At 64.4% G+C, this 26,990-nt stretch carries 33 protein-coding genes and 2 tRNA genes; 14 read left to right on the forward strand and 21 right to left on the reverse strand.

Going from position 1 to position 26,990, the window contains the following annotated elements:
- The first annotated feature begins 116 nt into the window (after positions 1–116).
- Positions 117–548 (forward strand): hypothetical protein, encoded by a 432-nt coding sequence (locus XH93_RS26360; RefSeq protein ID WP_194469732.1) that lies wholly within the window; start codon positions 117–119, stop codon positions 546–548.
- A gap of 48 nt (positions 549–596) precedes the next feature.
- Here the strand turns inward: XH93_RS26360 and XH93_RS26365 are convergent, their stop codons facing one another.
- Entirely contained in the window at positions 597–2,057 is a 1,461-nt protein-coding gene (locus XH93_RS26365; protein ID WP_246799303.1) for a cytosine permease, read from the reverse strand.
- Between the two features lie 310 nt (positions 2,058–2,367).
- Here XH93_RS26365 and XH93_RS26370 point away from each other — a divergent pair, with 310 nt between their 5' ends.
- Both XH93_RS26370 and XH93_RS26375 read left to right on the forward strand, forming a co-directional pair.
- Entirely contained in the window at positions 2,368–3,141 is a 774-nt protein-coding gene (locus XH93_RS26370) for an FMN-dependent NADH-azoreductase (RefSeq protein ID WP_194469733.1), read from the forward strand.
- A 36-nt stretch (positions 3,142–3,177) separates the two neighbouring features.
- Positions 3,178–4,062, forward strand: coding sequence for a polysaccharide deacetylase (locus tag XH93_RS26375; protein ID WP_194469734.1), 885 nt, complete (start codon positions 3,178–3,180; stop codon positions 4,060–4,062).
- On the opposite strand, the gene XH93_RS26380 is transcribed toward XH93_RS26375, so the two are convergent.
- Together XH93_RS26380 and XH93_RS26385 are read right to left on the reverse strand one after the other, a co-directional pair.
- Positions 4,043–4,972, reverse strand: a complete 930-nt coding sequence (locus XH93_RS26380) for a LysR family transcriptional regulator (RefSeq protein WP_194469735.1) — start codon at positions 4,970–4,972, stop codon at positions 4,043–4,045. The genes XH93_RS26375 and XH93_RS26380 overlap by 20 nt on opposite strands.
- Positions 4,973–4,990: 18 nt before the next feature.
- Positions 4,991–5,602: a DUF1989 domain-containing protein gene (locus tag XH93_RS26385; RefSeq protein WP_194469736.1), complete on the reverse strand. Its 612-nt coding sequence runs from the start codon at positions 5,600–5,602 to the stop codon at positions 4,991–4,993.
- 102 nt (positions 5,603–5,704) lie between these two features.
- On the opposite strand from XH93_RS26385, the gene XH93_RS26390 reads away from it, so the two are divergent.
- Positions 5,705–6,580 (forward strand): LysR family transcriptional regulator, encoded by an 876-nt coding sequence (locus tag XH93_RS26390; protein ID WP_194469737.1) that lies wholly within the window; start codon positions 5,705–5,707, stop codon positions 6,578–6,580.
- Positions 6,581–6,680: 100 nt separating this feature from the next.
- Positions 6,681–8,183 (forward strand): ATP-binding protein, encoded by a 1,503-nt coding sequence (locus XH93_RS26395; RefSeq protein WP_194469738.1) that lies wholly within the window; start codon positions 6,681–6,683, stop codon positions 8,181–8,183.
- Between the two features lie 30 nt (positions 8,184–8,213).
- On the opposite strand, the gene XH93_RS26400 is transcribed toward XH93_RS26395, so the two are convergent.
- The 9 genes from XH93_RS26400 to XH93_RS26435 form a co-directional block, all read right to left on the reverse strand.
- The gene (locus XH93_RS26400) at positions 8,214–8,447 is read right to left on the reverse strand and encodes a hypothetical protein (RefSeq protein ID WP_139484285.1); all 234 of its coding nucleotides are present in this window, start codon (positions 8,445–8,447) and stop codon (positions 8,214–8,216) included.
- Between the two features lie 165 nt (positions 8,448–8,612).
- A complete protein-coding gene (locus XH93_RS26405; protein WP_194469739.1) occupies positions 8,613–9,068 on the reverse strand; it encodes a hypothetical protein in 456 nt (151 codons plus the stop codon).
- An 81-nt stretch (positions 9,069–9,149) separates the two neighbouring features.
- Positions 9,150–9,449: a hypothetical protein gene (locus tag XH93_RS26410; protein WP_194469740.1), complete on the reverse strand. Its 300-nt coding sequence runs from the start codon at positions 9,447–9,449 to the stop codon at positions 9,150–9,152.
- Positions 9,446–10,015 (reverse strand): DUF2092 domain-containing protein, encoded by a 570-nt coding sequence (locus tag XH93_RS26415; protein ID WP_246799304.1) that lies wholly within the window; start codon positions 10,013–10,015, stop codon positions 9,446–9,448. Before XH93_RS26415 ends, XH93_RS26410 begins: the two co-directional genes overlap by 4 nt.
- Positions 9,942–10,214: a hypothetical protein gene (locus XH93_RS42465; protein ID WP_246799305.1), complete on the reverse strand. Its 273-nt coding sequence runs from the start codon at positions 10,212–10,214 to the stop codon at positions 9,942–9,944. The genes XH93_RS26415 and XH93_RS42465 overlap by 74 nt, the downstream gene beginning before the upstream one ends.
- 178 nt (positions 10,215–10,392) lie before the next feature.
- Complete coding sequence (locus XH93_RS26420; RefSeq protein WP_194469741.1) at positions 10,393–11,262, reverse strand: L,D-transpeptidase; 870 nt, start codon at positions 11,260–11,262, stop codon at positions 10,393–10,395.
- Positions 11,263–11,276: 14 nt separating this feature from the next.
- On the reverse strand, positions 11,277–12,296 hold the full coding sequence (locus tag XH93_RS26425; protein ID WP_246799738.1) for an amino acid ABC transporter substrate-binding protein: 1,020 nt from the start codon (positions 12,294–12,296) through the stop codon (positions 11,277–11,279).
- A gap of 351 nt (positions 12,297–12,647) precedes the next feature.
- Positions 12,648–13,166, reverse strand: coding sequence for a papain-like cysteine protease family protein (locus XH93_RS26430; protein WP_139861040.1), 519 nt, complete (start codon positions 13,164–13,166; stop codon positions 12,648–12,650).
- A 396-nt stretch (positions 13,167–13,562) separates the two neighbouring features.
- Positions 13,563–13,648 (reverse strand) — tRNA-Tyr (locus tag XH93_RS26435).
- A gap of 195 nt (positions 13,649–13,843) precedes the next feature.
- Here XH93_RS26435 and rlmB point away from each other — a divergent pair.
- The 3 genes from rlmB (at position 13,844) to XH93_RS26450 (ending at position 16,776) form a co-directional block, all read left to right on the forward strand.
- Positions 13,844–14,671 (forward strand): 23S rRNA (guanosine(2251)-2'-O)-methyltransferase RlmB, encoded by an 828-nt coding sequence (rlmB, locus tag XH93_RS26440; RefSeq protein WP_194469743.1) that lies wholly within the window; start codon positions 13,844–13,846, stop codon positions 14,669–14,671.
- A 321-nt stretch (positions 14,672–14,992) separates the two neighbouring features.
- A complete protein-coding gene (locus tag XH93_RS26445; protein ID WP_194469053.1) occupies positions 14,993–15,352 on the forward strand; it encodes a DUF6788 family protein in 360 nt (119 codons plus the stop codon).
- Positions 15,349–16,776, forward strand: coding sequence for an ISNCY family transposase (locus XH93_RS26450; protein ID WP_194469054.1), 1,428 nt, complete (start codon positions 15,349–15,351; stop codon positions 16,774–16,776). Before XH93_RS26445 ends, XH93_RS26450 begins: the two co-directional genes overlap by 4 nt.
- A gap of 328 nt (positions 16,777–17,104) precedes the next feature.
- Here XH93_RS26450 and XH93_RS26455 read toward each other — a convergent pair whose 3' ends face one another.
- Entirely contained in the window at positions 17,105–18,268 is a 1,164-nt protein-coding gene (locus XH93_RS26455; RefSeq protein ID WP_194469744.1) for a DUF2652 domain-containing protein, read from the reverse strand.
- A 478-nt stretch (positions 18,269–18,746) separates the two neighbouring features.
- On the opposite strand from XH93_RS26455, the gene XH93_RS26460 reads away from it, so the two are divergent.
- Positions 18,747–18,962, forward strand: coding sequence for a hypothetical protein (locus XH93_RS26460; RefSeq protein WP_139861044.1), 216 nt, complete (start codon positions 18,747–18,749; stop codon positions 18,960–18,962).
- A gap of 862 nt (positions 18,963–19,824) precedes the next feature.
- Here XH93_RS26460 and XH93_RS26465 read toward each other — a convergent pair.
- The 4 genes from XH93_RS26465 to XH93_RS26480 all read right to left on the reverse strand — a co-directional run bounded on the left by XH93_RS26465 (position 19,825) and on the right by XH93_RS26480 (position 21,941).
- Positions 19,825–20,277, reverse strand: coding sequence for a hypothetical protein (locus XH93_RS26465; RefSeq protein WP_194469745.1), 453 nt, complete (start codon positions 20,275–20,277; stop codon positions 19,825–19,827).
- A gap of 55 nt (positions 20,278–20,332) precedes the next feature.
- Positions 20,333–20,806 (reverse strand): hypothetical protein, encoded by a 474-nt coding sequence (locus XH93_RS26470; RefSeq protein ID WP_139484276.1) that lies wholly within the window; start codon positions 20,804–20,806, stop codon positions 20,333–20,335.
- A gap of 172 nt (positions 20,807–20,978) precedes the next feature.
- Positions 20,979–21,686: an urease accessory protein gene (locus XH93_RS26475; protein ID WP_194469746.1), complete on the reverse strand. Its 708-nt coding sequence runs from the start codon at positions 21,684–21,686 to the stop codon at positions 20,979–20,981.
- Between the two features lie 180 nt (positions 21,687–21,866).
- Positions 21,867–21,941: transfer RNA gene (locus XH93_RS26480), tRNA-Thr, on the reverse strand.
- A 194-nt stretch (positions 21,942–22,135) separates the two neighbouring features.
- On the opposite strand from XH93_RS26480, the gene XH93_RS26485 reads away from it, so the two are divergent.
- The 4 genes from XH93_RS26485 (at position 22,136) to XH93_RS26500 (ending at position 23,493) form a co-directional block, all read left to right on the forward strand.
- A complete protein-coding gene (locus tag XH93_RS26485; protein WP_139484274.1) occupies positions 22,136–22,324 on the forward strand; it encodes a hypothetical protein in 189 nt (62 codons plus the stop codon).
- Positions 22,325–22,369: 45 nt separating this feature from the next.
- Positions 22,370–22,546, forward strand: coding sequence for a hypothetical protein (locus XH93_RS26490; protein WP_172626974.1), 177 nt, complete (start codon positions 22,370–22,372; stop codon positions 22,544–22,546).
- Positions 22,547–22,673: 127 nt separating this feature from the next.
- Entirely contained in the window at positions 22,674–22,877 is a 204-nt protein-coding gene (locus XH93_RS26495; RefSeq protein WP_194469747.1) for a hypothetical protein, read from the forward strand.
- A 133-nt stretch (positions 22,878–23,010) separates the two neighbouring features.
- On the forward strand, positions 23,011–23,493 hold the full coding sequence (locus tag XH93_RS26500) for a hypothetical protein (protein ID WP_194469748.1): 483 nt from the start codon (positions 23,011–23,013) through the stop codon (positions 23,491–23,493).
- A gap of 8 nt (positions 23,494–23,501) precedes the next feature.
- On the opposite strand, the gene XH93_RS26505 is transcribed toward XH93_RS26500, so the two are convergent.
- Together XH93_RS26505 and XH93_RS26510 are read right to left on the reverse strand one after the other, a co-directional pair.
- Positions 23,502–24,350: an alpha/beta fold hydrolase gene (locus XH93_RS26505; RefSeq protein WP_194469749.1), complete on the reverse strand. Its 849-nt coding sequence runs from the start codon at positions 24,348–24,350 to the stop codon at positions 23,502–23,504.
- Complete coding sequence (locus tag XH93_RS26510) at positions 24,347–24,715, reverse strand: hypothetical protein (RefSeq protein ID WP_246799306.1); 369 nt, start codon at positions 24,713–24,715, stop codon at positions 24,347–24,349. The genes XH93_RS26505 and XH93_RS26510 overlap by 4 nt, the downstream gene beginning before the upstream one ends.
- Positions 24,716–25,154: 439 nt before the next feature.
- On the opposite strand from XH93_RS26510, the gene XH93_RS26515 reads away from it, so the two are divergent.
- Complete coding sequence (locus tag XH93_RS26515; protein WP_139484269.1) at positions 25,155–25,409, forward strand: hypothetical protein; 255 nt, start codon at positions 25,155–25,157, stop codon at positions 25,407–25,409.
- A 55-nt stretch (positions 25,410–25,464) separates the two neighbouring features.
- Here the strand turns inward: XH93_RS26515 and XH93_RS26520 are convergent, their stop codons facing one another.
- A complete protein-coding gene (locus XH93_RS26520; protein ID WP_139484268.1) occupies positions 25,465–25,704 on the reverse strand; it encodes a DUF6719 family protein in 240 nt (79 codons plus the stop codon).
- 190 nt (positions 25,705–25,894) lie between these two features.
- Positions 25,895–26,611, reverse strand: a complete 717-nt coding sequence (locus XH93_RS26525; RefSeq protein WP_139484267.1) for an outer membrane protein — start codon at positions 26,609–26,611, stop codon at positions 25,895–25,897.
- Positions 26,612–26,990: the final 379 nt, after the last annotated feature.

The raw sequence follows: 26,990 nt of genomic DNA on the forward strand, positions 1-26,990 counted from the left end.
GCGCGGACCGGCTGCGCTGCATGCCGCCTCATGGCAGCGGCTTGGTCGACGTGGAACGCGGAACCAGCCTGCGCCATGATCGTTGATCCCGTCATCCGCCAACGGGGGAAATTCTCATGACCGACCCTTCGATGCCCGCCGACGCACGGCCGCGATCGGCGCTGCCATTGCTCGTGGCGCTGCTCGCCCTCATCGTCGCCGGCGGTGCGCTATGGATGAGCTTCGCTGGCGGAACCAGGTCTGCCGGCTCACAACAACAGGCCGCGGCCGCGCCTGCTCCGGATCCGGCGATCGAGCAAATCAAGCAGACTTTGGCGTCGCTGCAGCAGGCGGTGCAAGGCGTGCAGACCGATCAGCAGAAGCTGGCAACGCAAGTCAGCGACGTCCAACAAAGGCTGTCGACGCAACAGGGCGATCAGAAGTTGTTCTCCGATCAATTGGGTTCGCTCAGCGCGCGGGTCAACTCGCTGGAATCGGCCAGGGCCGAAAGCCCTGCCGCACCGCAGCCCGCGCCCGTGCCGCGAAACACCAAGCGGACCAAGCAATAGCGACGCCGCACTCAGCCGCTCGGGCACAGTATCGTGAAGCCTGCCTCGTCAGCTCGATGTCGGCGCGGCCTCAACCGGCACCTGATCGGCGACCGGCGCATGTCCGTCCGGCGCTCGCTTGTGGCCAAGCAGGCGATGCAGCACGAGATAGCTCGACGCTGATACGGTGATGCCGGTGAGCCAGGACAGATCGACGCCGCCGGTTGCCAGCGCGAGCGGGCCCTGCATGGCCGGGATGGTGCCCATCTGGAACACCCAGGCCGCCAACAGGCCGGCGGCAAACGCTACGAGCCCGGCCCAATTGAAATCACGGCGGCGGTCCGACGGACGATAGAGCGAGGCGACATCGATCCGGCCGCGCCGCACCAGATAGAAATCCGCGAGCGTGACGCCCGCCCACGGGCTGATCCAGACGATCAGGGCAACCATGAAGTTGTCGAAGGCGTGGGCGAAATCACCCGACTGCAGGAACGCATAGAGGATCACGGAGGCGACGAGGCCGGATGCCACCGAGATCATCCAGCGTGGGCGGCGCAGATCGAGCGCGAGAAACGACAACGCCGCCGAATAGATCACCACGATGTTGGTCGCGATCGGGCCATGGATCAGCACCAGAAGCACCGGCAGCGCCATCGCGCCGAAGGCGGCGATGATCAGTTTTGACGGATCGGACCCGGCGCCGGCGGACGCGATCGCAGCACCGAGGAAGGCGAGCCAGACCGTCGGGAGGAACATGCCGAGGAACGTCGCGCGGAACACCTTGGCGACGCTGAGCGAAGGCCGGGTGAAGCGGGTGTAGTCCGACGCGTAGGTCAGCCAGGAAATGCCCCAGCCGATGCCGATCGCGGTCATCAGTTGCGTCGCCGCGGCGAATGCCGGCATGCCGGTCACAGTTGCGGCGCTCCACTTGATGTCGACGCGCAGGAATGCGAGCGCGGTCATCACAGCCATGATCAGCAGGATGAACGGCATGGTGTAGCGCTCGAACACCTTGATGGCGTTGAAACCCCAGGCGGCGATGGCGACTTGCAGCAGCATGACGGATGCGGCGATCGCGTATTTGAGCTCGACGCCGCCGGCAATTCCCATCCGGTCGAGCGCGGCCATGCAGAGGTCGAGCACGATCCAGGTGTTGACCGCGACCCACCCCATCGGCATCAGCACCTGCGCCAGCGCCGGCAGATAGGCGCCGCGCCGACCGAACGCCAAGCGGCCCAGCACCATCTGCGGCACGCCGGTGCGATGGCCCATCAGGCAGAACGCGGCAAACAGCGCCGCCCCGAGCAGATTGCCGACCGCGACGATGGCGAGCGTCTGCAGCAGGCTGAGGCCAAGCTGGATCCCGAGCGCGCCGAGGACCCAGTTGATCGGCGCGATGTTCGCGCCGGTCCAGATCCAGAACTGATCGAACGGCGATGACGTCCGGTGCGCCGCCGGCACCGGCTCGATTCCGTGCGCATCGAAGCCGGCCTCATCCTGCACTGATAGCTGTGTTCGCCTGTCCACCATGTTTCCCCCGTTTTGTCCGGCGCATTGGGTTCGGCCGGGATCGGCATCTGAGCAGCGACAGCCCTGATACGTGAGTGAGAATTGCTCAAGCCGGGTTGAGGCGACATCGAGAGTGAAGCTGGCGCAGAGGGATCGCGACCGAGCGCAGCCAAATCAAGCGCGACCATCGCCTCACGATGGTACACCGCTTCACTGTTGAGATTTTCTCAACCCACCTTCTGGATTCGTCACTCACGCCGAAGGCGGCGCTCGGTCATGGTGCGGCCAACGCATTGCGCACAACCAGCCGAGGCCCAAAGGACCCAAAAGGATGACCACCCTTCTGCACATCGATGCCAGCCCGCGCGGCGACCGTTCGGTCAGCCGCAAACTCTCAAAAGCCTTTGTCGATCATTGGCTGGCGCACGAGGCCGGCGCCACCGTCATCGCCCGCGACGTCGGCCGCGATCCGCCGCCGCTCGTCACCGAGGCGTGGATCGCCGCGGCCTTCACCGCGCCCGCGAACCGCACCGCGGAACAGCAGGACGAGCTTCGCCTCTCCGACGTGCTGATCGACGAGCTCGCGCGCGCCGGCGTGATCGTGATCGGCGCACCGATGCACAATTACGGCATGCCGGCATCGCTGAAATCGTGGTTCGACAAGGTCATCCGCATCGACAAGACGTTCAGCTTCGATCTTAAGCGCGGCGACTTTCCGCTCGAACCGATCATGCGCGGCAAGACGCTGGTGGTGCTGAGCTCGCGCGGCGAATTCGGCTTCGGTCCCAGCGGGGTGCGGGAAAGCATGAACCATCTGGAAACCCACATCTTCACCTGCGCGCACTATCTCGGCGTGCAGGAAAGCCATCTGATCGCGGTCGACTACCAGGAGTTCGGCGATGAACGCCACCGGCAGTCGCTCGCCGATGCCTTCGCCGCCATTCCCGTCCTGGTCCGGCAGTGTCTTGGGATCGACGGGCCTGTTAGAGCGTTTTCGAGCGAAGTGGATACCGGTTCGCGTGAAGAAAACGCGTCAAACAAGAACCTAGAGCCCCGTTCCGATTTAAATCGGAACGGAAAAGGCTCTAGGGTGGCCGCGGAATGATGCGCCGCCTCTGGCCACCACTGCGAGGATGATCCGATGATACGCAATCCCATCCCCTGGCCGAACGGCGCGCGCTGCGCCTGTGCGATCACCTTCGACGTCGACGCCGACAGCCTGATCCACATCGCGCGGCCGAAGGATTCGTTCGACCGGCTCTATCCGATCACGATGGGACGATACGGACCGACCGTCGGCGTGCCGCGCATCCTGGAGACCTATCGCCGCCTCGGCCTCAAACAATCGTTTTTCATGCCGGCCTGGACCATGCAGCGCTACCCGGACGCGGTGGAGGCGATCCTCGGCGATGGCCACGAGATCGGTCATCACGGCTACATCCACGAAGATCCAACGGAGATTTCCTCCGCCGAGCAGCGTGAGGCATTCGAACGCGCCCTCGGCGTTCACGTCGCGATGACCGGGCGCAAGCCGCGCGGCTACCGCGCGCCGGTCTACAATGCCAATCAGACCACCATCGATCTCCTGATCGAGCACGGCTTCGTCTACGATTCCTCGCTGATGGCGGACGACATCCCCTATCTGATGCGTACCGCGCGCGGTTTGCTCTACGAAATGCCGCCGCACTGGGGATCGGATGACTGGCCGCCGTTCGCCCATTACGCGGAGATCGGCTACATGATGCCGGTCAAAGCGCCGAGCGAGGGTCTCGCCGCCTCCTTCGAGGAATTCGAGGCCGCCTATGAGGCCGGCGGGCTCTGGATGGGGATATGGCACCCGTTCCTGACCGGCCGGCTGGCCCGCTGGCGCGTGGTGGAGCGCTGGCTCGAGCGGATCGTCGCGGATGACAAGGTGTGGTTCGCCCCGCTCGAAGACATCGCCGCCCATATCGACGGCCTGGTCAAGGCCGGCACCTATCAGGTCCGGACCGAGACGCTACCCTATTTCACGCAGCCTGTGTCATGACCGGCTCCGGGCCGCTGCGAAATGCGGCAGCCTCCGCGCGCATCCAGTCGACGAAGGCGATCACCGACTTGCGCCTGACGCCGTCCGGCGCTTCCACCAGGCGATAGGCAAAGCCCGGCAGCGCGGGTCCGTCGAGCCGGCGCAGCGTGCCCTGGCGCAATTGCTCGTCCACCAGCGCATCGCTGCACAACAGCGGCCCCAGGCCGCGTTCGGCGGCGTGCAGCGCCAGGGGCTCCTCGCTGTACCAGGAGATACGAAAATCCCGCCCGAGATCGTGGTCGACTCCGGCAAGCCAGGCCGACCACGCAGGAGAATCCAGCGCCGCGTTCTTCCAGCGAAACGCCAGCAATGACCGGGAGCGGAACTCATCGATCGCAAGACGACTGCCCGGCGGACAGATCGTGCTCGCTGCGACCGCGATGTAGCGATCGTTGAACAGCACGGCGGCTTCGCCGGCGCGGTCGATGCGGCCATAGCGCACGGCAAGGTCGATGCCCTCGGTGCCCGGCGTCCGCGCGTCCTCGGTCGCATCGATGTGGACCACGACGGACGGAAACGCCGCATTGAAATGCGCGAGCCGCGGCATCAGCCAACGCTCGGCGAAGGCGCGCGTGGTGGAAACCGTGATCGCATCGCCGCCGGCCGGCGGCCTGATCGCGGCAAAGGCGCTGGCCATGCGGTCAAAACCGTCGCGCAGCAAGGGAAACACCGCATGCCCCTCCGCGGTCAGCACCACGGCGCGCCCCGACCGCTCGAACAGTTTCCGCCCGAGGATCGCTTCGAGCTGCCGGACCTGGTGGCTGATCGCGGTCACCGTGACGCAGAGTTCGCTCGCGGCGGCGGTAAAGCTCTCGTGGCGCGCGGCGGCTTCGAAGGCGCGGATCGCATTGAGGGGCGGCAGCTTGCGCATGGTCGGTTCTCCGCGAGGTCAGGCGATCAGGAAATGGGCGTCGGTCGGGTGCATGTCGTTCACCGGCACCATGTCCTGCGGACAGGCGGAGAACACGATGACGAGGTCCATCTCGGCGCGCAGCGCGACGTACTGCCCGGCCTCGCTGACCGGTGACCGAAAGTCCAACTCGCCGTTGCCGGTCACCGGCACGTTCATGAACAGGTTCAGCGGCGCCGGCGTCACACTCGCCGGCAGGCCGACGGCCTCGAGCGCGCTTGCCAGGTTCTGCGTGCAATTGTCGTGATGGCCGACGGCGCCGAGCTGGCGATAGCGGTGGATGTCGCAGGCCGCGATCAGCGTGTCATGAATGCCGGGCGTGGTGTCGGCGACCAAGGTGAGGATCGCGCGGCGCCGGTTGGTCGTCAGCGTGTCGCCGACCCGGGGGATGAGCCGCAACATCGATGCGCGGCTGTGCTCCATCGACATGAATTCGCTCACATCGCGCGCATTGAAGGCCCAGGTGTCGACGACCTGCTTGCCGTGCGTGTTGACGACGGTGACTGTCTCTCCCGCCTTGAGGCGGGCGGCGATCCCGTGGCGGGCAGGAATCAGGCGGGCGCGGGCGAGATCGGCGGCGGCTGCGGTCACGTGGTGTCTCCTCTAGGCTTCGTCGCGCCATCGGAGCATCGCCGCTCATGCAATTCCAATAATATTAATTGTGCCCATTATAGCTTAATCGTATAGTCGCGCATGCGCCTCCGACAGCTCGAATGCTTTCGCGCCCTGATGCTTCACGGCACCATGACCAGGGCCGCCGAACTGCTCGGCATGTCGCAGCCCGGGATCAGCACGATGATCGCAGGTCTCGAGCATGAGACGGGGCTGACGCTGTTCCTGCGCCGCGGCGGACGCCTGCAACCGACGCCGGAAGCCAAGCTGTTCTATGTCGAGGCTGCGCGGGCGCTGGAAGCCGCGGAAAATGCCTCCCGGGTCGCCGCCGAGATCCGGTCCGGCCGGCGCGGTCACCTCGCGGTCGCGGCCTATCCGAGCATTTCGATCAACCTGTTGCCGCGCCTGCTGTCGCAGTTTGCCCGCAACCGGCCCGAGCTGCAGATCAAGATCATCACGCGCAATTCCGCGACCGTTCGCGAGCTGATGTCGACCCAGCAATTCGACCTCGCGGTCGCCGAGCTGCCGCTCGATTATCCGACCTCGCACATGGAGGTGTTCTCGTATGAGTGCCTGTGCATGCTGCCGCCGGCGCATCCGCTCGCGAAACTCAAGCAGATCACGCCGAAGGACCTCGATGGCGTCGCGTTTGTCACGCTGTTCCGCGGCGACCCGATCTACCAGCAGCTCGCCTCCGCCTTCTCGGAAGCCGGCGCACGCTGGAACGTGGTGGCGGAGACCGAATTCTTCTCGACCGCCTGCCAGCTGGTCGCGCAGGGCCGCGGCGTCGGCATCGTCGATCCCGTGGTGAGCAAGCCGTTCACCGAAGGCCTCACCATCCGCGCGTTCAAACCGAGGATCCAATACCAGATCGCCATCCTCTCCCCCACGCACGAAGCGCTCTCCCAGGTGGCGCAGGACTTCGCCGCCCTGCTGCGGCGCGGCTTGCGGGGGTGATCGCGTTCGGTCGTGCCTGGGGATGATGCGGCGGGTCGCTCGACGGCGCGCGATCGGCTTGTTAAGCCGCCTCTCCGCAAGCAGCGTTTGAGTCGGGGACATGACGGTCGCGATCGAGATGGGGCAGACGACGGCCGGCGCCCCAGCGGCCATCGACCTCGAGGAACTGCTCGCCACCCGCCTGCTGGTGCAGGGCAATTCAGGTTCCGGAAAATCCCATCTGCTGCGCCGCCTGCTGGAACAGAGTGCCCGCTGGGTGCAGCAGACCATCATCGATCCCGAAGGCGACTTCGTGACGCTGGCCGAGCGATTCGGCCACCTCGTGATCGATGCCGAGGACCATACCGAGCGCAGCCTGCAGGCCGCGGGCGAGCGCGTGCGCATCCATCGCGTCTCCACGGTGCTCAATCTCGAGGGGCTCGACGCCGAGAACCAGATGCGCCGCGCCGCGGCGTTCCTCGGCGGCATGTTCGAGGTCGCCCGCGACCACTGGTATCCGATGCTGGTGGTGGTGGACGAGGCGCAATTGTTCGCGCCGGCGATCGCGGGCGAAGTGTCCGACGAGGCCCGCAAGCTCTCGCTCGGCGCCATGACCAACCTGATGTGCCGCGGCCGCAAGCGCGGGCTGGCCGGGATCATCGCGACCCAGCGGCTGGCCAAACTTGCGAAAAACGTTGCGGCCGAAGCGTCCAATTTCCTGATGGGCCGCACCTTCCTCGACATCGACATGGCGCGCGCCGCCGACCTTCTCGGCATGGAGCGGCGTCAGGCGGAAGCCTTCCGCGACCTCGAGCGCGGACAATTCATGGCGCTGGGACCTGCGCTGTCGCGCCGCCCGCTGGGCTTGCGCATCGGCCCGACCGACACCCAGCCGCGCAACGCCGCGCCGCGGCTGCTGCCGCTGCCCGAGGCCGCGCTGGAGGACGCCCGCGCCATCATCCTCGCCGCCCCACCGCCCGAGACGGCCCGGCCGCAGCGCCGGCCGGCGCCGGATCTGCTCAACCAGCTGATGGCGGCCAAACAGGCGGCGCCGGAGATCGAGCCCGACGCCGCGGAGCCGCCGCTCAGCGCCGAGCAACTGGCGGAGCGGCGCGAGCGGCTGGATCGCATCCTGCGCGCCATTCTGGCGGAGCCCGACGCCGGCTTCCGCGCCATCGGCGTGCTCTACCAGGAATTCGTGGTCCGCTGCCGGATCGAGGGCTTAGGCGCCGTGGTGCCGGAGCTCGCCGATTTCCGCCGCATGCTGACGCGGGCCCGCGCCGGGCTCGGCACCGACATGGCGGAGGATGATGCGTGGCAGGACGTGCTGCTGCGGGCCGCGATCCTGCCCGATGACATGCAGGGCGTCTTCATGATGATCGCCCGCGCCGCCAAGGACGGCTGGCCCTGCCCGAGCGACGCGGCGATCGCGCGCGCCTATGGCACGCACTCGTTGCGCCGCGCGCGGCACCTTCTGACCTATATCGAGGAGCAAGGCCTGATCGTCTGCCAGCTCGACGGTGCCGGCCGGCGCATCGTGACGCTGGTCGAACTGGCCTGGGCCACCGCCGCCGCCGATCCGAATGCCGACGACTTGTCGGCGGAGACCGCCTGCAGCGGGTGAGCGGTGGAACAAGCCAATTGCAGGCGCCGGCTAAAGCGGCAGCTCGCCCTGCCCGCCGGTCCAGTCGATGATGTCGATCTGGAGCCCTCGCCTCAGCATCTCGGTCTCGAGATTGCCGGCATGCCGTTTCCACTCGGCCGTCGAGCGGACCCGGAATTTCGGCTCCTCACCATTGGCCTCGAACGCATCGTCGGCTTCGAGCGCGCCGCGAACGGCCTCGTACATCATCTTCAGGCTCGCGTCGGTGAAAGCGCCATACTCCATCGATCGTCTCCCGGAGCCGCAAACACGAAAGGCCGCCACGATGACGATCGTAGCGACCTTCGCGCGCGAACCCATCCAATCCGGTCGTGCTGAAGCGTGACCGATTCTGGTTAACGAGACCTTGCGGTGCGGCGGCCGACCATCCCTCACCGCTCGGCCGGATCGCTACTGGTACGGGTACTGCGGGCAGATCATTTGGCCGTATTGATCGTAATAGCAGCCTTGGTTTCCGGAATAGCCATAGCCGCCATAATACGCGCCGGCGGCAGCCGCGGCGCCGACGGCTGCGGCGCCGTATCCGGGGCGATAGTAGCCGCGGCCGTATCCGGGGTAGCCGGCGACCGGACGGCCGGGGCGACCTGCGACCGGCCGGCCCGGATAGCCCGGACGCCCCGCGATCGGGTGTGAAGGCCGCGGGCGGCCTGCGACCCGATACCCGCCGCCATGGTATCTTGCGCCGCCGACATGCATGCCTCCGCCACGCATCCCGCCGCCATGAAATCCACCGCCTCCGCCGCGGAAGCCGCCGCCTCCTCCACGACGGGCATAGGCGTCATCGGGAACCAGACACGCGGCGGTCAGAACCAGTATTCCCAGCGCAGCGAAGATAGGGCGAAGCATGGGAGGTCCTCCTCTACGAACGATCTCACGAGCTATCGAACTGCGGTGCAGCCGATGCAGACGATTGATCTGGCGGCCAACTCAGCACTTGGTGACGACCTGGCCGTAGGCATTGGTCACTTGCACGCAACCCGGCGAGGCCGCATAGGCGCCGGCTGCTGCGGCGCCGGCCGCGGCAGCGCCGCCGTAAACGACCGCGCGGCGCGTGGTGCGGCGTGCGACGCCGGCATAGCTCATCGGCGTCAACGGCCGCCCGACCCGGGCTTCCGAGCTGGACACCAGCCCCTGTCCGACATCGGCCTTGCCGTTCCAGAGCAATGCGCTCGCGAAGGCAAGCGTGGCGGCGAGGAGCAGAAGCAGCTTGCGAAGTGAAATGATCATTTCTTGGCTCCACTGGTCGTGCCGGCAGGCACTTCGTCGAATTCGATCATCACGTCGGAATCGAGCCCGACCTTCGTCGCGCCCTCCGGCGGCTTGAAGGCGAAGGCGTCCGCGTCGGCGATCGCCTCGGTCTTCCAGTCCTTGATCCGCAGCGTGTATTGCGGCGCGCCGGCCACGGTCTTGCTGGTGATGACATATTTGCGCGGGATCGGTTGCGCGCCGGCCTGGATCCAGATTTGCCAGTCCGTGTCCCGCCCGCGAAACGCCAGATGCTCGCACTCGACGCCGTCAACGACGCCCTGGCCGATATGGTAACCCTCGATGACGTCGGACGTCAGCACGTCGAACGAATTGGACAGCAACAGATCGATGCCCGGAAGCGCGGCGTTGGTCTTGGCCTGTATCGTATCGACCAGCTGGTCGATCGTGCCGGGCGCGTCCGCCTGCACATAGGCCTTGGCGTTGTTGCCGTAGAGCGACACGGTCTTGCCGTCATAGGCCAGATCGACATCGGCGTAGCCGCCGGTGCGCCTGATCCGCAGCTTGTCGGGTCGCGCCATTCTCAACTGACCGGAACTGGTGAACTGGATTTTTTTGCAGGTCCGGCGTGATGATTTCGACGTCGCTGTCGAACGTCGCGGTGATCGATTTCTGGGCCGCCGTATACTCGGTCATGGCCTTCAGCAGGCTTGCGGAATCGTCGGCGCGGGCGCCATAGCTGGCGGCGACCGCAAGCAAGGCGGCCGATACGGCCGTTGCCGACATGCGGATCAAGACGCGGGGTGGTGCTCTGTTCATCTCACTCCTCCATAGGCACCCGCGCACTATGAGGAATGCATCGCAATCACGGCTTGATATGGATCAAGACTCGGCCTCGGCCCATCGCCATCACCGCAATGGCGGAACCACCGGGAGGCGGACGTCGAAGCGGTGTCATCAGCGACTAGCTGACGAACACGACCCGGGTATCCAGGGAAACACGCCGATACAGGTCCTCGACATCGTCGTTGACGAGGCGGATGCATCCGGACGCGACGAGATGGCCGATCGTCTTCGGCGAATTCGTGCCATGGATCAGCAGGCCGGGCTTGTCGAGCAACATCGCGCGTGCACCCAGCAGACTGCCGGGCCGGCCGGCCGACGCGAGCAGCGCGTCGGCATCTTTGGTATTTGCGCCCGAAGGCCGCCACTCCGGCCATTCGAACTTGTTGGTGACGCGGAAGAAGCTGCCGCCCTTGAGGCATTCCTGCGCGATACCGATGCCATAGCGGCGCGCGGAATTGTTCGAATCGATCAGGTAAAGGAAGCGGCTCTCGCGGTCGATCACGATCGATCCGGGAACAACGGTGGTGCGATAGAACACCACCTGCCGCTGAAATGCGAACGGCAGGCCCTCGCCACTCGATCCGCCGTCGACGCCGGCCTTCAGGTCCGCCATGACGATGTCCTCGCTTGCGCGGGCCATCTTCGCCGCTGACGCCGTGACCTTGGGCTTGCCGGCGACGTATCCGTACAGCACGGCGGTCAGGCCGATGGCAACCAGCGCGCAGAGTCCGGCGAGCAGCGGCTTCCAGCTTCTGCCCGTCGACAGCACCTCGTCGAGTGCTGCCGCGCCCCTCGCTTCATCGACGGCGAGTTCGTCCTCGATCCGGCGGACGGCGTCATCGAGCGCGGCCACGTGAGACGAGGCGGCCTCGGGCGCGAGACGGGACCGCCTGATGATCTCGTAGGCCTCCTTGTAGATCTGATCGCGCGCGGCGACGTCCTTGCCGGCAACGGCTTTCGACAGCAGCGAATAGTAGTCCACGTCCATGGATACCCCCAAAACTACCTGATGGGAGGCGCGTACTGAATCCCGCCCTTGGTCCAGAGCGCATTCAGCCCGCGCGGAACGCTCAGCCGGGATTGCGTCCCGACATTTCTCTCGTAGATCTCTCCGTAGTTGCCGGTCGCGCGGACCGCGCGCACGGCCCAGTCGTTCGAGAGGCCGAGTTGCAGGCCGAACTCGCCTTCGGTTCCGACCAGCCGGCGGACGTTTGGATCGGAGGATTTCAACGCATCGTCGATCGTCGTGGACTTGATGCCGAGCTCTTCGGCGTTGATCAACGCGTAGAGCGTCCACTTGACGAGGTTGAACCACTGATCGTCACCCTGCCGGACCACCGGCCCGAGCGGCTCCTTCGAAATCACTTCCGGCAGGATCACATGGCTGTCGGGTGCCGCGAGCTTGAGGCGCTCGGCGTAGAGCTGCGAAACGTCGCTGGTGAGCACGTCGCATTTGCGGTCATCATAGGCCTTGCGGCTCTCTTCCACGGTGTCGAGCGCCAGCACCTTCAGCGGCATGTCGTTGACGCGGAAATAGTCCGCGACGTTGAGCTGGCTCGTCGTACCGGTCTGCGCGCAGACCGTTTTGCCGCCAAGCTGCAGCGCCGTATCAATTCCGCTGTCTCGCCGCAGCAGAAAACCCTGGCCGTCGAAATAGGCAACGCCGGCAAACATCAGGCCGAGCGAGGTCTCGCGCGACATCGTCCAGGTCGAATTGCGCGACAGCAGGTCGATCTGGCCGGATTGCAACGCGGTGAAGCGGCTTGCGGCGTCGAGCGGCGCGAACGTCACCTTGGCCGGATCGCCAAGCACCGCGGCCGCGACCGCCCGGCAAATATCCACATCGAGGCCGCGCCAGTTGCTTTGGTCATCCTGGCTCGAAAAGCCCAGCAACCCCTGCCCGACGCCACACCTGAGGATGCCGCGCTCCTTGACGGCCTTCAGGGTCTGCGCGTGCGCAGGCGGGCTCCCTGCTGCGAACACGGCGAGCAGAACTGCGGCGAAGAGGACGGCGCGCTTGATGCAATCGGGCATTCCAGTCTCGCGATCGGGGTTGAAGGCACGGCTGGGAGTAAGGCCGCTGAGAAAGAGAGACAGGCGCTCATGCTCCTGTTCCCGCAATCTTGGCTGCCCGCAAACGCAAGTTTTGATCTGAATCAACGGCGTGGCAAGGGACATGGGGCGCAGGCAACTGCGCCGCGAGGGAGTTGGGCTGTCTTGCCGGGCCGTAGCTCGCGAAGCCAGGCATTGCTCGCGGACACAGCCCGGCCTACGCCCTGCGGGCTTCGGCGCGACAGCTACACCCCGGAAAGCTCTCGGACGAGCAAATCGCTCGCCTCTAGCCAGAAACCGTCACCAGTCACATCGGTCGAACTATGGAGCATGCAGAAATACAGCTTCTACGTCCGCACCGGCGTCTCTTGAGCTAGATACCTGTTGACCAGCATCAAAGCCGGTATACCAGCCGGAAAGAGTGCGCCAGCCTACTCCAATTCCTGGCCAAGGGTCGTATACCTTGACTTCGTAGCCGCCGCGCGACGTCTTGCGAAGTCCGGCTATGACCACGATGTGCTTTTTGCCGTTTGTCCACAGAGGGCCATAGCTTCGCAACCAGCCGGCCAAGGCGTCAATAGTTGGCGACATCGGCGGCACGTGAACCAGGCCCAATCTCCTCGCCAACGGAATAATTTGAGGATTCTGGATTCCCTTGTTTGCCCTATACAGATCGATAGTTGCTCGATCGACTGCAGAACATTGATAAGCTTTGCCGGGCCGGTATTGCTCCTTCCAATTCAAGACCATCATTGCCGACGCAAACCAACACGCCATGTCCTTGTCTTGGACAAGCAACTTGATTCCGGGGACTTCATAAACGCCACTGAAATTTGTCATGTTGCACCAAAAAGGTTCGAAATAATTAGAAGTTGACCCTATCTCATTCTTCGCCCGACCGGTTGGCCAAACCCGCGCTAACATTGGCGATCAGAAGGTATTGAGCGCAGATCGTCGACACCCTCGGCCGCGCGCAATTTTCTCGACACTATGCGCGAACTGTTCACTCGGCTCTTGGAGCAGCAGATCGTTGGCGCGGACCCGACAGTAGGCATCAAGATCAGGCGCCCTAAAACAGAGGGTTTCCTTGGAATTACGAAGAGGTTCTAAGCCAGTCTTGCACGCGGACACAGCCCGCCTGCGCCCTCCGGGCTTCGGCGCGACAGCCTTAGCTCACTTCGCTGCGATTGAGTTTTGCTGGCTTGCCTAGCTGTAGCTCGCGAAGCGAGCGAAGGCTGGTGGGGGAGGCAGGACTCGAACCTGCGAAGCCATGAGGCGGCTGATTTACAGTCAGCTCCCTTTGCCACTCGGGACACTCCCCCGTCCAACAGCGCCGAACCGGCCGCGCGAGTGGCGGCGGACCGGGTCATCGAAATGACGCTGATAACCGCGAGGGCCCGGTTCGGGTGCGCGGTCGGGCGCCGTTATGGGCGATGGGGACGGTCAAAGTCAACCAAGCCGGTGGGCTATTTGCCGGTTAAATTGCCAATAATCGGCAGCCGTGACACAAGCCTCACATGAGCGATCGCGAGCGCAAACCCAATTTCCGAAGCAAGGGCGGTAAACCCTTCCAAAAAGGGGCAAAATTCGCCCGCCCGGCTCCCTGGCGGGAGCGCGATTCCGGTTCCGACGGCCCGGTGATTCTGTACGGCTGGCACACCGTGTCGGCCGCGCTCGCCAACCCGGAGCGCCGGATCCGCAAGCTCTATCTGACCGAAAACGCCGCCAAGCGGCTCGCCGACGAGAATATCAAGACCCGCGTCACCCCGGAGATCGTGCGCCCCGGCGACCTCGACCGCCGGCTCACCCCCGATGCCGTGCACCAGGGTCTTTTGGCGGAAGCCGATCCCCTGCCCTCGCCCGACATCGACACGCTGGCGCTGGAGGGCATCGTGCTGGTGCTCGACCAGATCACCGACCCGCACAATGTCGGCGCCATCCTGCGCTCGGCCGCGGCGTTTGCCGTGAAGGCGATCGTCACCACCGCGCGCCACAGCCCGGAGGCGACCGGCGTGCTGGCGAAGTCCGCCTCGGGCGCGCTCGAGCTGGTGCCTGTTGTCACCGTGCAGAACCTGGCGCGCGCGCTGACCGAGCTCAACGACCGCGGGTTTCAGACCGTCGGCCTCGACAGCCAGGGCGCCGAGGATCTCGGCAAGGTCGAATTGCAGCAGCCGCTGGCGCTGGTGCTCGGCGCCGAAGGCAAGGGTCTCAGGCAATTGACCCGCGAGACCTGCCGTACCGTCGCTCGGCTCGACATGCCCGGCGAGATCAAGAGCCTCAACGTCTCCAACGCCGCCGTGCTCGCGCTCTATATCGGCGCCAGCCGGCTCGGGTTGATGGGGTAGAGCGGGATGAAGTTAGGTTGAATCGGATTGACCGCGGGTTCGCTCCACCTCTCCCCGACGGGGAGAGGTCGATTTGCGCAGCAAATCGGGTGAGGGGCCGCAGCTCTAACGAGAGGCCTCAACCCCTCACCCGGCGCTGCGCGCCGACCTCTCCCAAGGGAGAGGTGAACCTTCGCTGCCGCTCCAACCTAACCTTCTCATCATGCTCTAGACTAGTTTCTGTCGCGAAACACATTTCGCCCTTTAAAATAAGGGTTATCGCGCGATTTTCGAGTACGTTTTTTCTTGCGGCGCACATGTGCACGGTATCACATACTTGATATGAAGCATGTTGATTCGGAATCGCCTTCTGATGTCGCGCGCTGGCTGCAAAGCGAATCGGCGACTCTTTGGCCTGCGTTTTTGGGTTCGCTGAGCCTGCGCCGGAGTCGGTGCATCCGCAAGAATTGCCCAGCGTGCCAGTCTGGCGAGCAGCATCAAAGTTATGTGCTGTACGGTCGCGTAAACGGGCGTCGCGCTGCGGTCTATGTGCCGGAAGAGCTTGTGCCGGAGGTTCAGCGCAGTCTGGACAACGGACGCGCCCTGCAGGAGCTGCTGCAGCAGGCCGCGCCGCGCTACGTGAATGCCTTGAAGCGAGAACGGGCCGAAGCAACCAAAAGCAAGAAGAGCCGAGCGGTGTGAGAGCGACGTCGCGACAGATCAGCTTTGCCGATTGGGAGCTGATGCGGCAATGTGATCAGGGCATTCGCCTGGAGCCGCTGCTGGAGGCGATATCCGGCTTTCTCGACGACCAGCGGGACGTCGTCGAGCGCGTCCGGCGGGATCTGGTGCGTGGCCTGAAGCAGCCCGATAGCGGTCGTCACGGATTGACGGCGACACAGGTTCTGCGCTCGCTGGTTCTGATGCGGCTCAAGAACTGGGACTATCGCGAGTTGCGTGAACGCATCGCAGATGGATTGACGCTTCGTCAGTTCACCGACTTCTACTGCGCGCCGGTGCCGAAGCATGACGCCTTTCAGCGTGGCTTCATCCGTCTGACCCCGCAAACGCTGAGAGCGGTCAACGATTTGGTGGTTCGGGCAGCGGTCGAACTCGGATTGGAGGACGGCGCGAAGCTGCGGGTCGACACTACGGTGGTGCAGACCGACATTCATCATCCGACCGACAACACGTTGCTATGGGATGTGGTCCGCGTCGTCACACGCTTGGTCCGCCGTCTGGCCAAAGCGCTGGAATTGCGAAGAATCAAGGGCTTTTGCGACCGCACGCGCGCGGCGCGGCGCCGGATGTACGAAATCCAGCGCATGACGACGAGGCAGCGTCACGAGCAGCAGACCCGAACGTACCGGGTGCTCATCGACATCGCCGAGGAGGTCGTAGGAAACGCGCGCGCGGGGCTTGAGAGGACCCGCGCGATGCGCGGCAAGGACATGTTCGCCGACATAGCCATTGAGGAACTGGGCAGGCAGATCGAGCACTTTTGCGGGCTGGGAGATCGTGTCATCGATCAGGCACGTCGTCGTCTGCTCTTTGGTGAGCAGGTGGCTACCGACGAGAAGATTTATTCCATCTTCGAGCCCCATACCGACCTGATCAAACGCGGCAAGGTGCGCACGCCGGTCGAGTTCGGCCATAAAGTCTTCCTCGCCGAAAGCGCGGAGGGCCTGATCACGCAATACGAGGTGCTGAAAGGCAATCCGCCCGACGAGGTTCACGTGGCATCTTCCCTCCAGCGCCACAGGCAAGCCTTTGGCCGTGCCCCGCAGCTGTACGGCTCGGATCGTGGCTTCTTCAGCGAGCAGAACCTTGCCTCGTGCAAGCACGCCGGCGTCAAGGTGGTCTGCATTCCGCAGCGTGGCGGCAAGAGGACGGGACGACGTGAAGCGTACGAGAAGAGCGCGGTCTTCAAGAATGGTCAGCGCTTTCGCGCCGGCATCGAGGGACGCATCTCGGTGCTGTTCCGAGGCCGCGGCATGAAGCGCTGTCTTGCCGAAGGATGCGACCGCTTCGAATTGTGGGTCGGCGCTGCCGTGCTCGCCAACAATCTCATGAGGATTGCGGCAATGCTGGGGGCACGATTGCCGCGCAGGCAAAAAGCGGCTTGACCTTCATGGTGCCCCCTTCGCCGAAGCCGCAGGTCCACTCGCGGCTCAACGCCTCTTGATCTGAAACCCCGCTGCTCAATACCGAAACCAGGGCCCGAAAATCTCCCTTCGGAGCTTGCCGATCCCTGCAGCCACGGGCATTTTGTGCCCAATCCATCGGCATAACTTAGATTGCGCCACTCAAGCCGGGCGTTTCGCGACAGAAACTAGACTAGAGCATGATCCGGAAAAGTGTGAAGCGGTTTTCCGAAAAGATCATGCTCAAACAAAGAGCTAAAGCGCGATGATGATCCAACCTGATCTCATCGCGCTTTAAAATCCGTCGCCTTCAGCGCTGCGCGCTCGATTTGACCGGCTCGGTCAGGAAGCGCCCGGTCGATGGTTGCATCGTCGGCTCTTCCACCGCGGTGCTTGAGGCAAACTGCCTGCCTTCGACCATGGTCCGCAAGCGAGCGATCCCCGCAGTCATCCGCTCGGCGAATTTGGCCGCGGCGCCGTCGACGAAAGCCTTGTCCTTCGGCTTCGGTTTGGCGACCCGCAGCTCCAAATGCGTCGTTCCGTCCGGACCGTCCAGCAGGGCGCGGGTCATCACGATCTTCGGCGCGCCGGGAATCGGCAGCGTGATGCCGACCGTATAGTAATCGACCGGGCGCCAATCGAGCGTCTCCTCGATGTTCGTATGGTTGCCGTGCGCACAGTGATTCCTGGTGCCGACGCCGCGCCGCCCCTTGCCCGACTCCTCGGTGATGTCGTCGGCGTCCCACCATTTCCGCCATTGCCCGGGCACCGACAGATACTCCCACACCGTCTCCCGTGGCGCGGCGATATCGAACTCCAACGTGGCGTATGCGTCGCCGCGCGTCACCTCGTTGCGAACTTGCGCGTCTTCCTCGCGCCAGGCCGCGTCGAGATCGCGCGCCCACAGCGTCACGTCGCCGATGACGTCGACGGTTTCGTGATGCGCGATGAGACCTTGCGCCACCGGGTCGGCGCCCATGGCGCGCATCGCCGCGTCGCTGTACAGCACGTAGGCGCGCCCGCCGACCTTCTCGGCGACCGTGTTCTTGAGCAGCCGATGGACCAGAATGACGTCGCGCCCGGCGAGCTCTTCTCTTCCGCCCATCTTCTGCTTCACCATCTCGCCGTGATGGACCACGAATTTGAAATCGAGATCGCCCATCGCGACGCAGGCCTGGCACTCGCACGTCGAGGCCTGGCGAACGCTGCGCAGACGCCGGCGGAACTTGAAATAGGCGCCCTCGATCGCGTCCTGCAGCAGCGAGCCGTCGACGTTCCCGGCGGTGGTGTAGACGAACGCGGCATCGCCCTCGAACTTGGCAAGGCGAAACGGCGGACGCAGCCCTTTCACCACCGTGTCCATGAAATCCGCGATGATGTCCTGCGCATGGTCGAGTTCGACGGCCGCGAGGAAACTCGTGTAACCGGAGATATCGGCAATCGCGAAATACGCCGTTTCAGCCTTCGGAAGCATGGGGACCTCCATCGCAATTGGTTTGCTCAGATCGGGCGGGTGCGCAGCTTGTCACACCGCCATAGGCCCCCCAAGCCGGGCGCCATACGATCCCCGGTGCTACTCATGGTAGCGTCCCCTGACCGGGTACGGCAAGTATAGTATCGCCCAGCTTTCGGGTGAGCTGACGCCACAGACGCGCTCACCTTCCGCTTACGGCGGGAGGTCGTCACGCGCAGCTGACGCGATTTCGGAATAATGGAAGATTACCGCTGAGTTGCCCGACGTGTCAAGTGGCAATGTCGAACGCCGGCCGCCGCCGCTGGCTCCTTTACATGGGGTTGTTTTTCGACATCTTGAACACAGCAATCGCACTGGATTCGGAGCAATCGCGCCGGTCCGGTGTTCTCCGTGGGTGAACGGAGTTCCTGAATGACAAGCGCTAGAATCAGAATGCATATTCGCGGCCATGCCGCACTTGGACACTTGTCTGGGAATATTGCGCAGACTGATCGCCAAGGGTGATCCAACCCAAGTCCCGTTGGCAGAGCGCGCCATTGACGAGTATTGGGAAGCGACGTTGCCCGGGGCGCGCAAGAGCGGCTTGCGGGTCATCCAGCAGGACGTGTTTGCTCAATTGAGCGCGGTCATCGGAGACCGGCGCACCTTCGCTGAAGCGGTCAACTCCTATATCGAGAAGAAGCTCAGGGAGTAGGGACGCCGAGGGGCGCCCGCTGCGGTAGTGTCGCTTGTGGCCCTGATCGCCAGCTGGCGCGCACGCAACGGCATCAATAGAAAGGGAAACGGCCCCAGCACCCTTGGAGGTCGATGCTGAAGCCGTTCGCCACGCCGCCGAATTAGAAAGGGGCCGCGTCGCGGCAGCGGCCCCTGACCGAGGAAAATTCTCGAAAAACGTTTGCGGGATGAAATCCTAGCCCCCGGCAAGGATTTATTTACACTTTTCCACAGTATTTGAGGATTCCGTAATAGCACGGTGTTCCGCATAGCGGAACCACCGGGGGCGTCCTAATTCCCCTCTGCAAACTTCAATCGATCAGAAGAAAAGCCACTACGCCGGCAGCGATGATGATGAGCGCCAGGCCTGCAAGGACCCACTCGACGCCGTCCATGTGATCGAACTTGAACATGAGACAGGGTCTCGGTCGAAAGAACGGCCCCGGTGTTCGGGGCTAGCTGATACATCGGAGCCGTCCTCACTCGCGCTCCATGCCGAGAGCGCAATGCACGTTACTGCGAAAAAGTGGCAACTCCGATGACGATCACGGATTACCCCGCCGCAACCGCTCCGTGGTGATCCGCTTCCTAATGATCGCTAGTCGCATGCTGACCGCAGCCTCCGCGCGGCCAAGCCCCGGGACGCTCGCATATTTCGGAATAATGGAAGAGTACCGCTGAGTTGCCCGACGTGTCAGGTGGCAAATGTCGAACGCCGGGCAGCCGCCGGCTACTTTGCATGGGGTTGTTTTTCGGCATTTTGGTAGAGCGCCCCTGCTCCACAGCAAAACGCCCGTTCGCAAGCTGCGAACGGGCGCCGAGCAGTTCGACCGGTCGAGCGATCAGTAGTAGCGGCGCAGCACCGGGCCGTGGCGGTAGCCATGGCGATAGCCGTAGGCGCGGTAGCCGTAGTGCGGACGGTGGTAGGCGGGCCGATAACCGTAGTGGCGGTAGCCGTAGTGGCGGCGATAGCCGTAATACGGCCGCGCGTAGCCCTCGCGATAGTAGGGACGCGGCGCCCAGTTGCCCGGACCGGTGTAGGTCGGGCCCTGGTTGACGTAATAGTACTGCTGCGCCGGGCTGATGTAGTAGCGGTCCGGATCGGGCAGACGCTCGACGCCGGCCCAGCCGCCGCCGCACCCGCCGCAGCCACCGCCGTAGCCGTAGCCATAACCGTAGCTCGCGACCGGCGCGGAATAGACCGGCGGGGCGCAGAGATCAAAGCCACACGCCATCGCGGGCGCGCTCGCCATCGCGGCGACCGCCGCGATCAGTCCAGTCATCATTCGACGCATTACTCTCTCCTGTCGGTATTTTCTGTCGGTTTGTCGTCGCGTAGCTCGTTGACGGTTATGGCCTCCTCGGCAGCGGCCGCGGGATCGGACGCGGATACGGCCGCGGCGGGCCGTTGAACTCCGGCGCGTAGATCACCGGCGGCGGATCGACCGGCACGTTGGACTGTGCCGGCAGCGGCGCGGACTGCGCCGACCATGATTCGTGATAGCTCTCGGCCGGCTTCGGCAGGCGGCGATTGGCCGGCGGCTCGATTTCGAGGCGGCCGTAGCCCGGCATGCGGCCGAGGCTCGGATAATAGTGGCCGACATTCGGCTCGGGCGAGATCGGGCGGCCGCCATAGACGGTCGGCACCAGCGACTCGTTGCGGGCGAGCCCCATCGCACTTTCGATCACGGCATAGGAGGCGTCGACGCCGTTGATGATGATCGGCACGCCGGGACGCACCGGCACGACGATGTCGAAGCCGCCGCCGGCCGACGCCGCCGAGGTCGTCGCAGCCAAGATCGCCAGTGCAACGCCAACGCGCATGCCACCCTACATCCCGATTGTTCCGTCCCCACCCTAATCGAACGCCTCGGCGCAAGGGTTAAGGCCGCGGCGCGAACTGCCGGTAAGCCTAACGTGTAAGCATCACCATCAGGTCAATGCGTCCGAACGGGATCAGGAATCGTTAACGGCGGCCGGGGATAGCGCGGCTGCGTCAGGTGAACGCGTTCTCGACGATCGAATGGATGCCGATCGCGATGGTGACGGCGCCGACTGCGACCTGCAGGCCGCGATTGGCCCAGGTCAGCCAGCGCGCCGAGGCCGCCAGCGGCAGCGCGATCACGCTCGACAGCGCGCCCATCCCGATCATCGAGCCGATGCCGAACAGCGCGACATAGCCGAGCCCGGTCACCGGGGTCGGCGCCTGCGATACCGTCAGCACCAAGAGCGCCGCCGAGCCGGCCATGCCGTGCATCAGCCCGACCAGCAGCGTGCGCCAGCGGAAGCCGTGCGCATGGGCGTGCGGCGCGCGGGCGTGCGGCACGGTGCGCGACAAGGTCTCGCCGGCATGGCTGTGGGCATGGAAATGCGCGGTGCCGTCGCCATGCGCATGGGCGTGGAAGTGCACGCGGTCGCGCCACAGCCGCCACCACACATGCGCACCGAGGCCGACCAGCATGATGCCGACCGCGGTCTCGATCGGTTGCGCCACCGTCTCGGGGATCGCGCGGCCGAGCAGGATGGCGGCGCCGGCAAAGATGAACAGCGTCAGCGTGTGGCCAAAACCCCAGGTGAGGCCGTGCTTGACGATGTCGCTGATGCTGGTGCGGCGCGCCGCGATGCTGGAGACGGCGGCGATGTGATCGGGCTCGAGCGCATGCTGCATCCCGAGCAGAAAACCAAGACCTAGAATTCCGAACATCTCATCCCTGCGCGCGCCCCACCTGGCAGCGGATCAAACACCAGATCGCCGGCCGTGTCAGGCCGGAAGCACAATTGACGCCATCGAGCGCGATACGATCGCCTAAATCACATCAAGCCTGGGAGGCAGGGTCCTCGGCGCCGCAGGGCGCCCCTTCCAGTCCGGTGGAACGGGCGCGGCTGGTGCCGGCTGAGGGGATTGAACCCCCGACCTTCAGTTTACAAAACTGCTGCTCTACCGCTGAGCTAAGCCGGCGAATGGGAAGGATTGCGCGGGCTCGCATAGCAGACTTGGCCGGTCAGGGCCAGAACCAGAAGCGGCGGTCCTCGCGCCGCCCGCGGCGTTGGCAGGAATCGTGGGATACCCTCCGCAAGACCACGCATGATCTCGTATTGATTCTGTCATTGCGGCCCGAAATCGTGTATGCAGTAGTGGGGTGGACTCAGCCAATGACCTATTTGATCCTTGCCCGGGATGGCACCAGTCGAATCGTGCTGAAGCGCGACAGCGAGGACGCGGCCGCGAAGAAGGCGCATGAGCTGCGGGAGATGGGCTGGTTCGAAGTCGAGATCCGCGAGGATACGACGGCGTGCCCGGCTTCAGCCGCGCCAGGGGAGCGTTCACAAACGCTTCAATGAACCTTTCAAGACGCCTCCTTACCTAACGTGTGAGGAGCCGCTGCCATGTCCGACACAGCCCACTACCGTTTCCAGTCCGATCAAGCCAAACGGCTGGCCCGTCAGGTCACCGACGCCGCCGTGCGCGAAAAGCTGCTCGAAATGGCCGAGGAGTATGGCCGCTACGCCGACTTGATCGAGGCCCGCGCCGCCGAACGCGTCGTCGCTGAGGCGGCGGCCTGAGTTGATCAGCCTATACAGTGCTTTCACCCTTTCCCTTGAGGCATTGTCTTAACGCGCGCCCGCACCCGCTCGAAGACGCCTAAAGATCGCTTCGGAACCCCAAGGCCCCACACGCTGTTCTCCCTTCATGAGAGGACGCGAAGTCACCTGGAACATGCTGCTGCTCGGCGCCTTCACGCTGCTCAGCCTCGCCGGCGCCGGTCTCGTCGCGGCGCTGGATTCGGCGCCGGCACCGGCCAGTGCAGCGTCCCGGCCGGCCGCCGCTGACCTGCCGCCCGTCCGGATCGTCGGTACCCCGTTCATCCCCAACACGAATCCGCGCCGGCGCTGACGCCTTGGCGGCAGGCCGATGTCACAATTTTGTCACCGTGCCTACCAAACAGGCGTCTTCATCAACCATGATGATGATCAAAGCTTGATTCCGCAAAGTTGCTTTGCTGGAATCCGCGCGCTCAAGGTGCGCCATGAAGTGGATGCAGGAACGCGATCTGTTGATCGCGCAGACAATGGCCTTCGTACAGTCGGTGACGGGCAAGCGGCCCGACGCCGAGACGCTGATGGCTGCGCCGTCAAAGGCCAATCCGCCCGCCCCCGCGCCACAGGTTGCTGTTCCGATCGCCGCGACACCGAAAGTCGCGGCCGACCCGGAAGCCGCTACGCCGTCCGCGCTGCCGGTGCCGACCGTGATCGAGGTGCCGCCACCCGCGCTGCCTGCTGCGGTCGCTGTGACCGTCGGCGAAGCGCCGCCGGCGCCCGCGCCGCTACCGCAATTCGCAACGCTCGACATCCGCGGCGACTTCGGCTCCGAGGTGCGGGCCCGTGTCGCGAATTTCCGCGCCAATCAGCAGCGCTTCATCAGGGAGCGCGAGGAGTATTGCTCCTCCACCATGGCCAAGGTGCGCGCCGCGATCCGCGACATCAGCGAGCTGCCGCGCTCCGGCAAATAGCTTCCCTTCTAGCGCCCGCCGATCTTCTCCAGCACCGGCAACAGGTGCTTGAGAAACTCGCTCGGATTTTCGCTCATCGGGAAATGGCCAAAACCTTTCATAATGGTGGCCTCGCAGCCTGCAATGCTGTTCGCCACCGCCAGCGTCTCCTCCGGCGTGCAGGAATAGTCGTATTCGCCGGACAGCAAAAACAGCGGACACCGCCGCGTGTCGATCTCGGCGACGCGGGCGCGGATGTCGCCGTCGATCTTGTAGAAATACAGATCGCCCTTGAACACCCCGGGGCCGCCTTGCATGTAGTGCCACAGCGTCTCCCACTTTTCGCTCTCCGGCGCGTCGGGCCCGACCAGGCCGGAGACGATGGCGGCCGCAACCTCGCCGCCATGCACGTCCGGCCGGTGCAGGAAATTCAGATCGTAATAGGGATCGACATGCGCGCCGGCCTGCAGGCCGATGATGGCGCGAAAGCGCTCGGGATGCTCGAGCGCCAGATGCAGCACGATGCGGCCGCCGATCGAGCAGCCCATCACGATCGGCTTCTCCAGCTCGAACGCGTCGATCACGGCCAAAATCATCTCCGTGTATTGCCGCGAGGTGAGCTGATACTCCTCGTCATGCCAGCCTGACGGCGGCGACGACTTGCCGTGCCAGGGCATGTCGAAGGCGATGACGCGATGATTGCGGGTGATCCGCGGATCGTTCATCAGACCGCGATATTGCCGCCCGTCGGCACCCGCGGTGTGCAGGCAGACCAGCGGCGTGCCCGCGCCGGCCTCCTCGACATAGAGGCGGTGCGCCCGGCCGGACAAATCGAGATGCATGTAGCGGCCGATGATCGGTTCGAATTTCGCGCTCATGCCGCCACTCCGTCGCGGCGCAGTTTTGCCAGCGCGTCCTTGAAGTAGCGCAGGTTCGCCATGAACACCTGCAGGTCGCCTTCGGCCTTCAGCACCCGGCGCTTGATCAGCGCCATCACGTCGTTGGAGCCCGGCGGCGGCCGCTGTTCGCAGAAGCGGTCCCATTCCTCGCCTGAGGTGCGCAGCGCGAAGGTCGACGACGGCATCACGAACGGCCCCTTCGTCACCGACACGATGCGGCCCTCATGGATCGCGATCAGCCACGCCGTGCTGCCGATCTCCAGCAGGAAGGTCGTCGTCAGGTAGCGGCCGCGCCGCACCAGGGAAGCATCGCCGTTCACCCGCTCCTGCAGCGCTTCGATCATGCTCGCTCCACCCGGCTGCGGCCCGCCTAATGGCAGGCCTTGTTATGCGGACAATGATGGGAGGATTGGGCGGACCGTCAATTGCTGCCGGCGGCGCGGTGCCACGGCGTTTTCGCTAGAGCCAGGACCAGACCAGCGCGACATTCGCGGCGCAGGCCGCAAGCAGCGCAACGGCGAGCGCGAGCTGCACGCGGTCATGGGGGGTCTGAAGGATCGCTCTCATGCCGGGGAGCATCCGGCGATTCTACCCGGAGAGTCCCGGGGATTCTTTTTTGCCGGATTTACCGCTCGTTAAGGACTCAGGCGCGGCTCGCGAAAGGGCCGAAATGACTCATATTTTCAAGCGCTTGCTCACGGTTCCGTGAGCGGACCCGCGACCTGAAACCAGCAGGCGGTGCTGGCGTTGTCGATGAATTGTCAGATTGGGGGAAGATGACCAATGCCCTACGCGCTGTTCTACCAGGATGCCAAACTGAGCAAGGCCTATCCGACCGAGGCCGACGTCTGGAAGCTCGCGCAGAAGTCCGGCCTGGTGGTCGACGCCATCTCCGAGGAGGAGACATCGGTGCCCCGCCCGGTGCTCGACAATGATTACGAAATCCGCCCCTGCCAGCTCGACCCGAACGAGGATCCGGACAAGAACAAGGCCGACGCCGATCGCGAAGCTCGTCTGGAGCCGCGGCTGAATTCGTGAGGTCGAGCAATGCCCTCGCGCAAGCGCGGGCTCTGACCGTCGGCGCTGAGAAGGGTTACGGCGTCGCCGTCGCCAGCGAGGCCTGCTCCGCGGCGAGCGAGACGCAGACCTTGCGCCGATGCAGGCCGCGGATCGCGCCGGTCACCTTGAGCACCTTGCCGGACGGGCACGACGCATCCTGCACAAACACGACCTCATAGGGCGCAAGCGCCAGCGGTTCGGATTTCAGGATGGTCTGGGCAAGGCACGGCACGCAGACCGCAGAGAGGATCAGCCCTAACGCAAAGCTACGCATGTTTGTTTGTCCACCAGCCCCGGCAAATCCCATAATAGCGCATCACGATGAAGGTTCCGTGCAATGCAGGGATTATTTTCTGCATTGCACGATCAGGCGTGAACGCCGGCTGAATGGCCGCCGTCGCGCCAATAAAAAGGCCGACCCGAAGGTCGGCCTTTAGACTAGTCTTAGAGAGCGAACCTCTCGATCAGTAGCGGGAGCCGGTCGGCCCGCCCCAACCGAAGCGGTAGTTGATGCCGACCTTGACGGTGTGCTCGTCGTTCCGGAAGCTCGTGCCGACGATGTCGGGCGGCCCCGCGGTGAAAGTGGTCTTGCCGAAATTGTAATACTGGTACTCGGCCTTGGCCGACCAGTTCGGGGCGAACATGTATTCGAGGCCGGCGCCGACCGTGTAGCCGTCCTTGTGGTTGCCGTCGGTGGTGAAGGCCGTCGGCACACCGCCGACCGTGGCGTTGATGTTGGTGGCGTCGCGCCAGGCGTAACCGCCCTTGGCGTAGAGCAGCGCCGGACCCCAGGTGTAGCCGAACCGGCCGGTGACCGAGCCGAGCTGGTCGGTGTTGCCGGTCACCAGCGTGCCGCCCGGGAATAGCGTGCCGTTGTTCGAGCCGCCGGTCAGCCAGGAATACTGCGCCTCGGCGCCCACCACCCAGTTTGGCGCGAACTGATAGTCGAAACCGCCCTGCACACCACCCAGAAAGCGCGCGTCGCTGCCCATCAGGTTGGTGCCGTCGGTGAAGCCGCCACCGACATGGCCGCCGATATAGAAGCCGGTCCAGTTGTAGACCAGTGCCGGCGCGGTCACCGGCGGCGGTGCCTTGGTATAGGTGCGGGCCGGGATGTCAGCCGCGAACGCAGGGCTCGCAAGAGCGGCCAGCGCGACCGTGCCGAGCAATAACTTTTTCATCTCTGATCCCCGTTACGAACGTTGCGCTATCAAGACAAACAACGTGACCCCAATTGGGTTGCTTTGGGGCAATGCCGCAGCTGTGAAGTTCACGAACTGTGACGACGCCGCAACAAGGCCCGTTTGTTCCTTGTCACCGAAGGTTTTTCCAACGGTTAAGCAGCCGCATTTCGGCTGCATGGATGTCGCAAATGCCTAAGGGCAGGTTCAGGGCTCGCTGAAAAGTGATCGGACATCACTAACGGGCCGGTGACGCCTCCCGGGTGCCCGACGCAATCAATCGCTGGAACAGATTGGGGCCGCTCGCGACTGGGTAGTTCGAACGACCCCAGCCAGCTCGTAGTCGTCTGGAAGAAGTGAGCCGACGCTCCAGCTACGA

This window comes from Bradyrhizobium sp. CCBAU 51753 (assembly GCF_015291565.1).
Taxonomy (GTDB): domain Bacteria; phylum Pseudomonadota; class Alphaproteobacteria; order Rhizobiales; family Xanthobacteraceae; genus Bradyrhizobium; species Bradyrhizobium ivorense.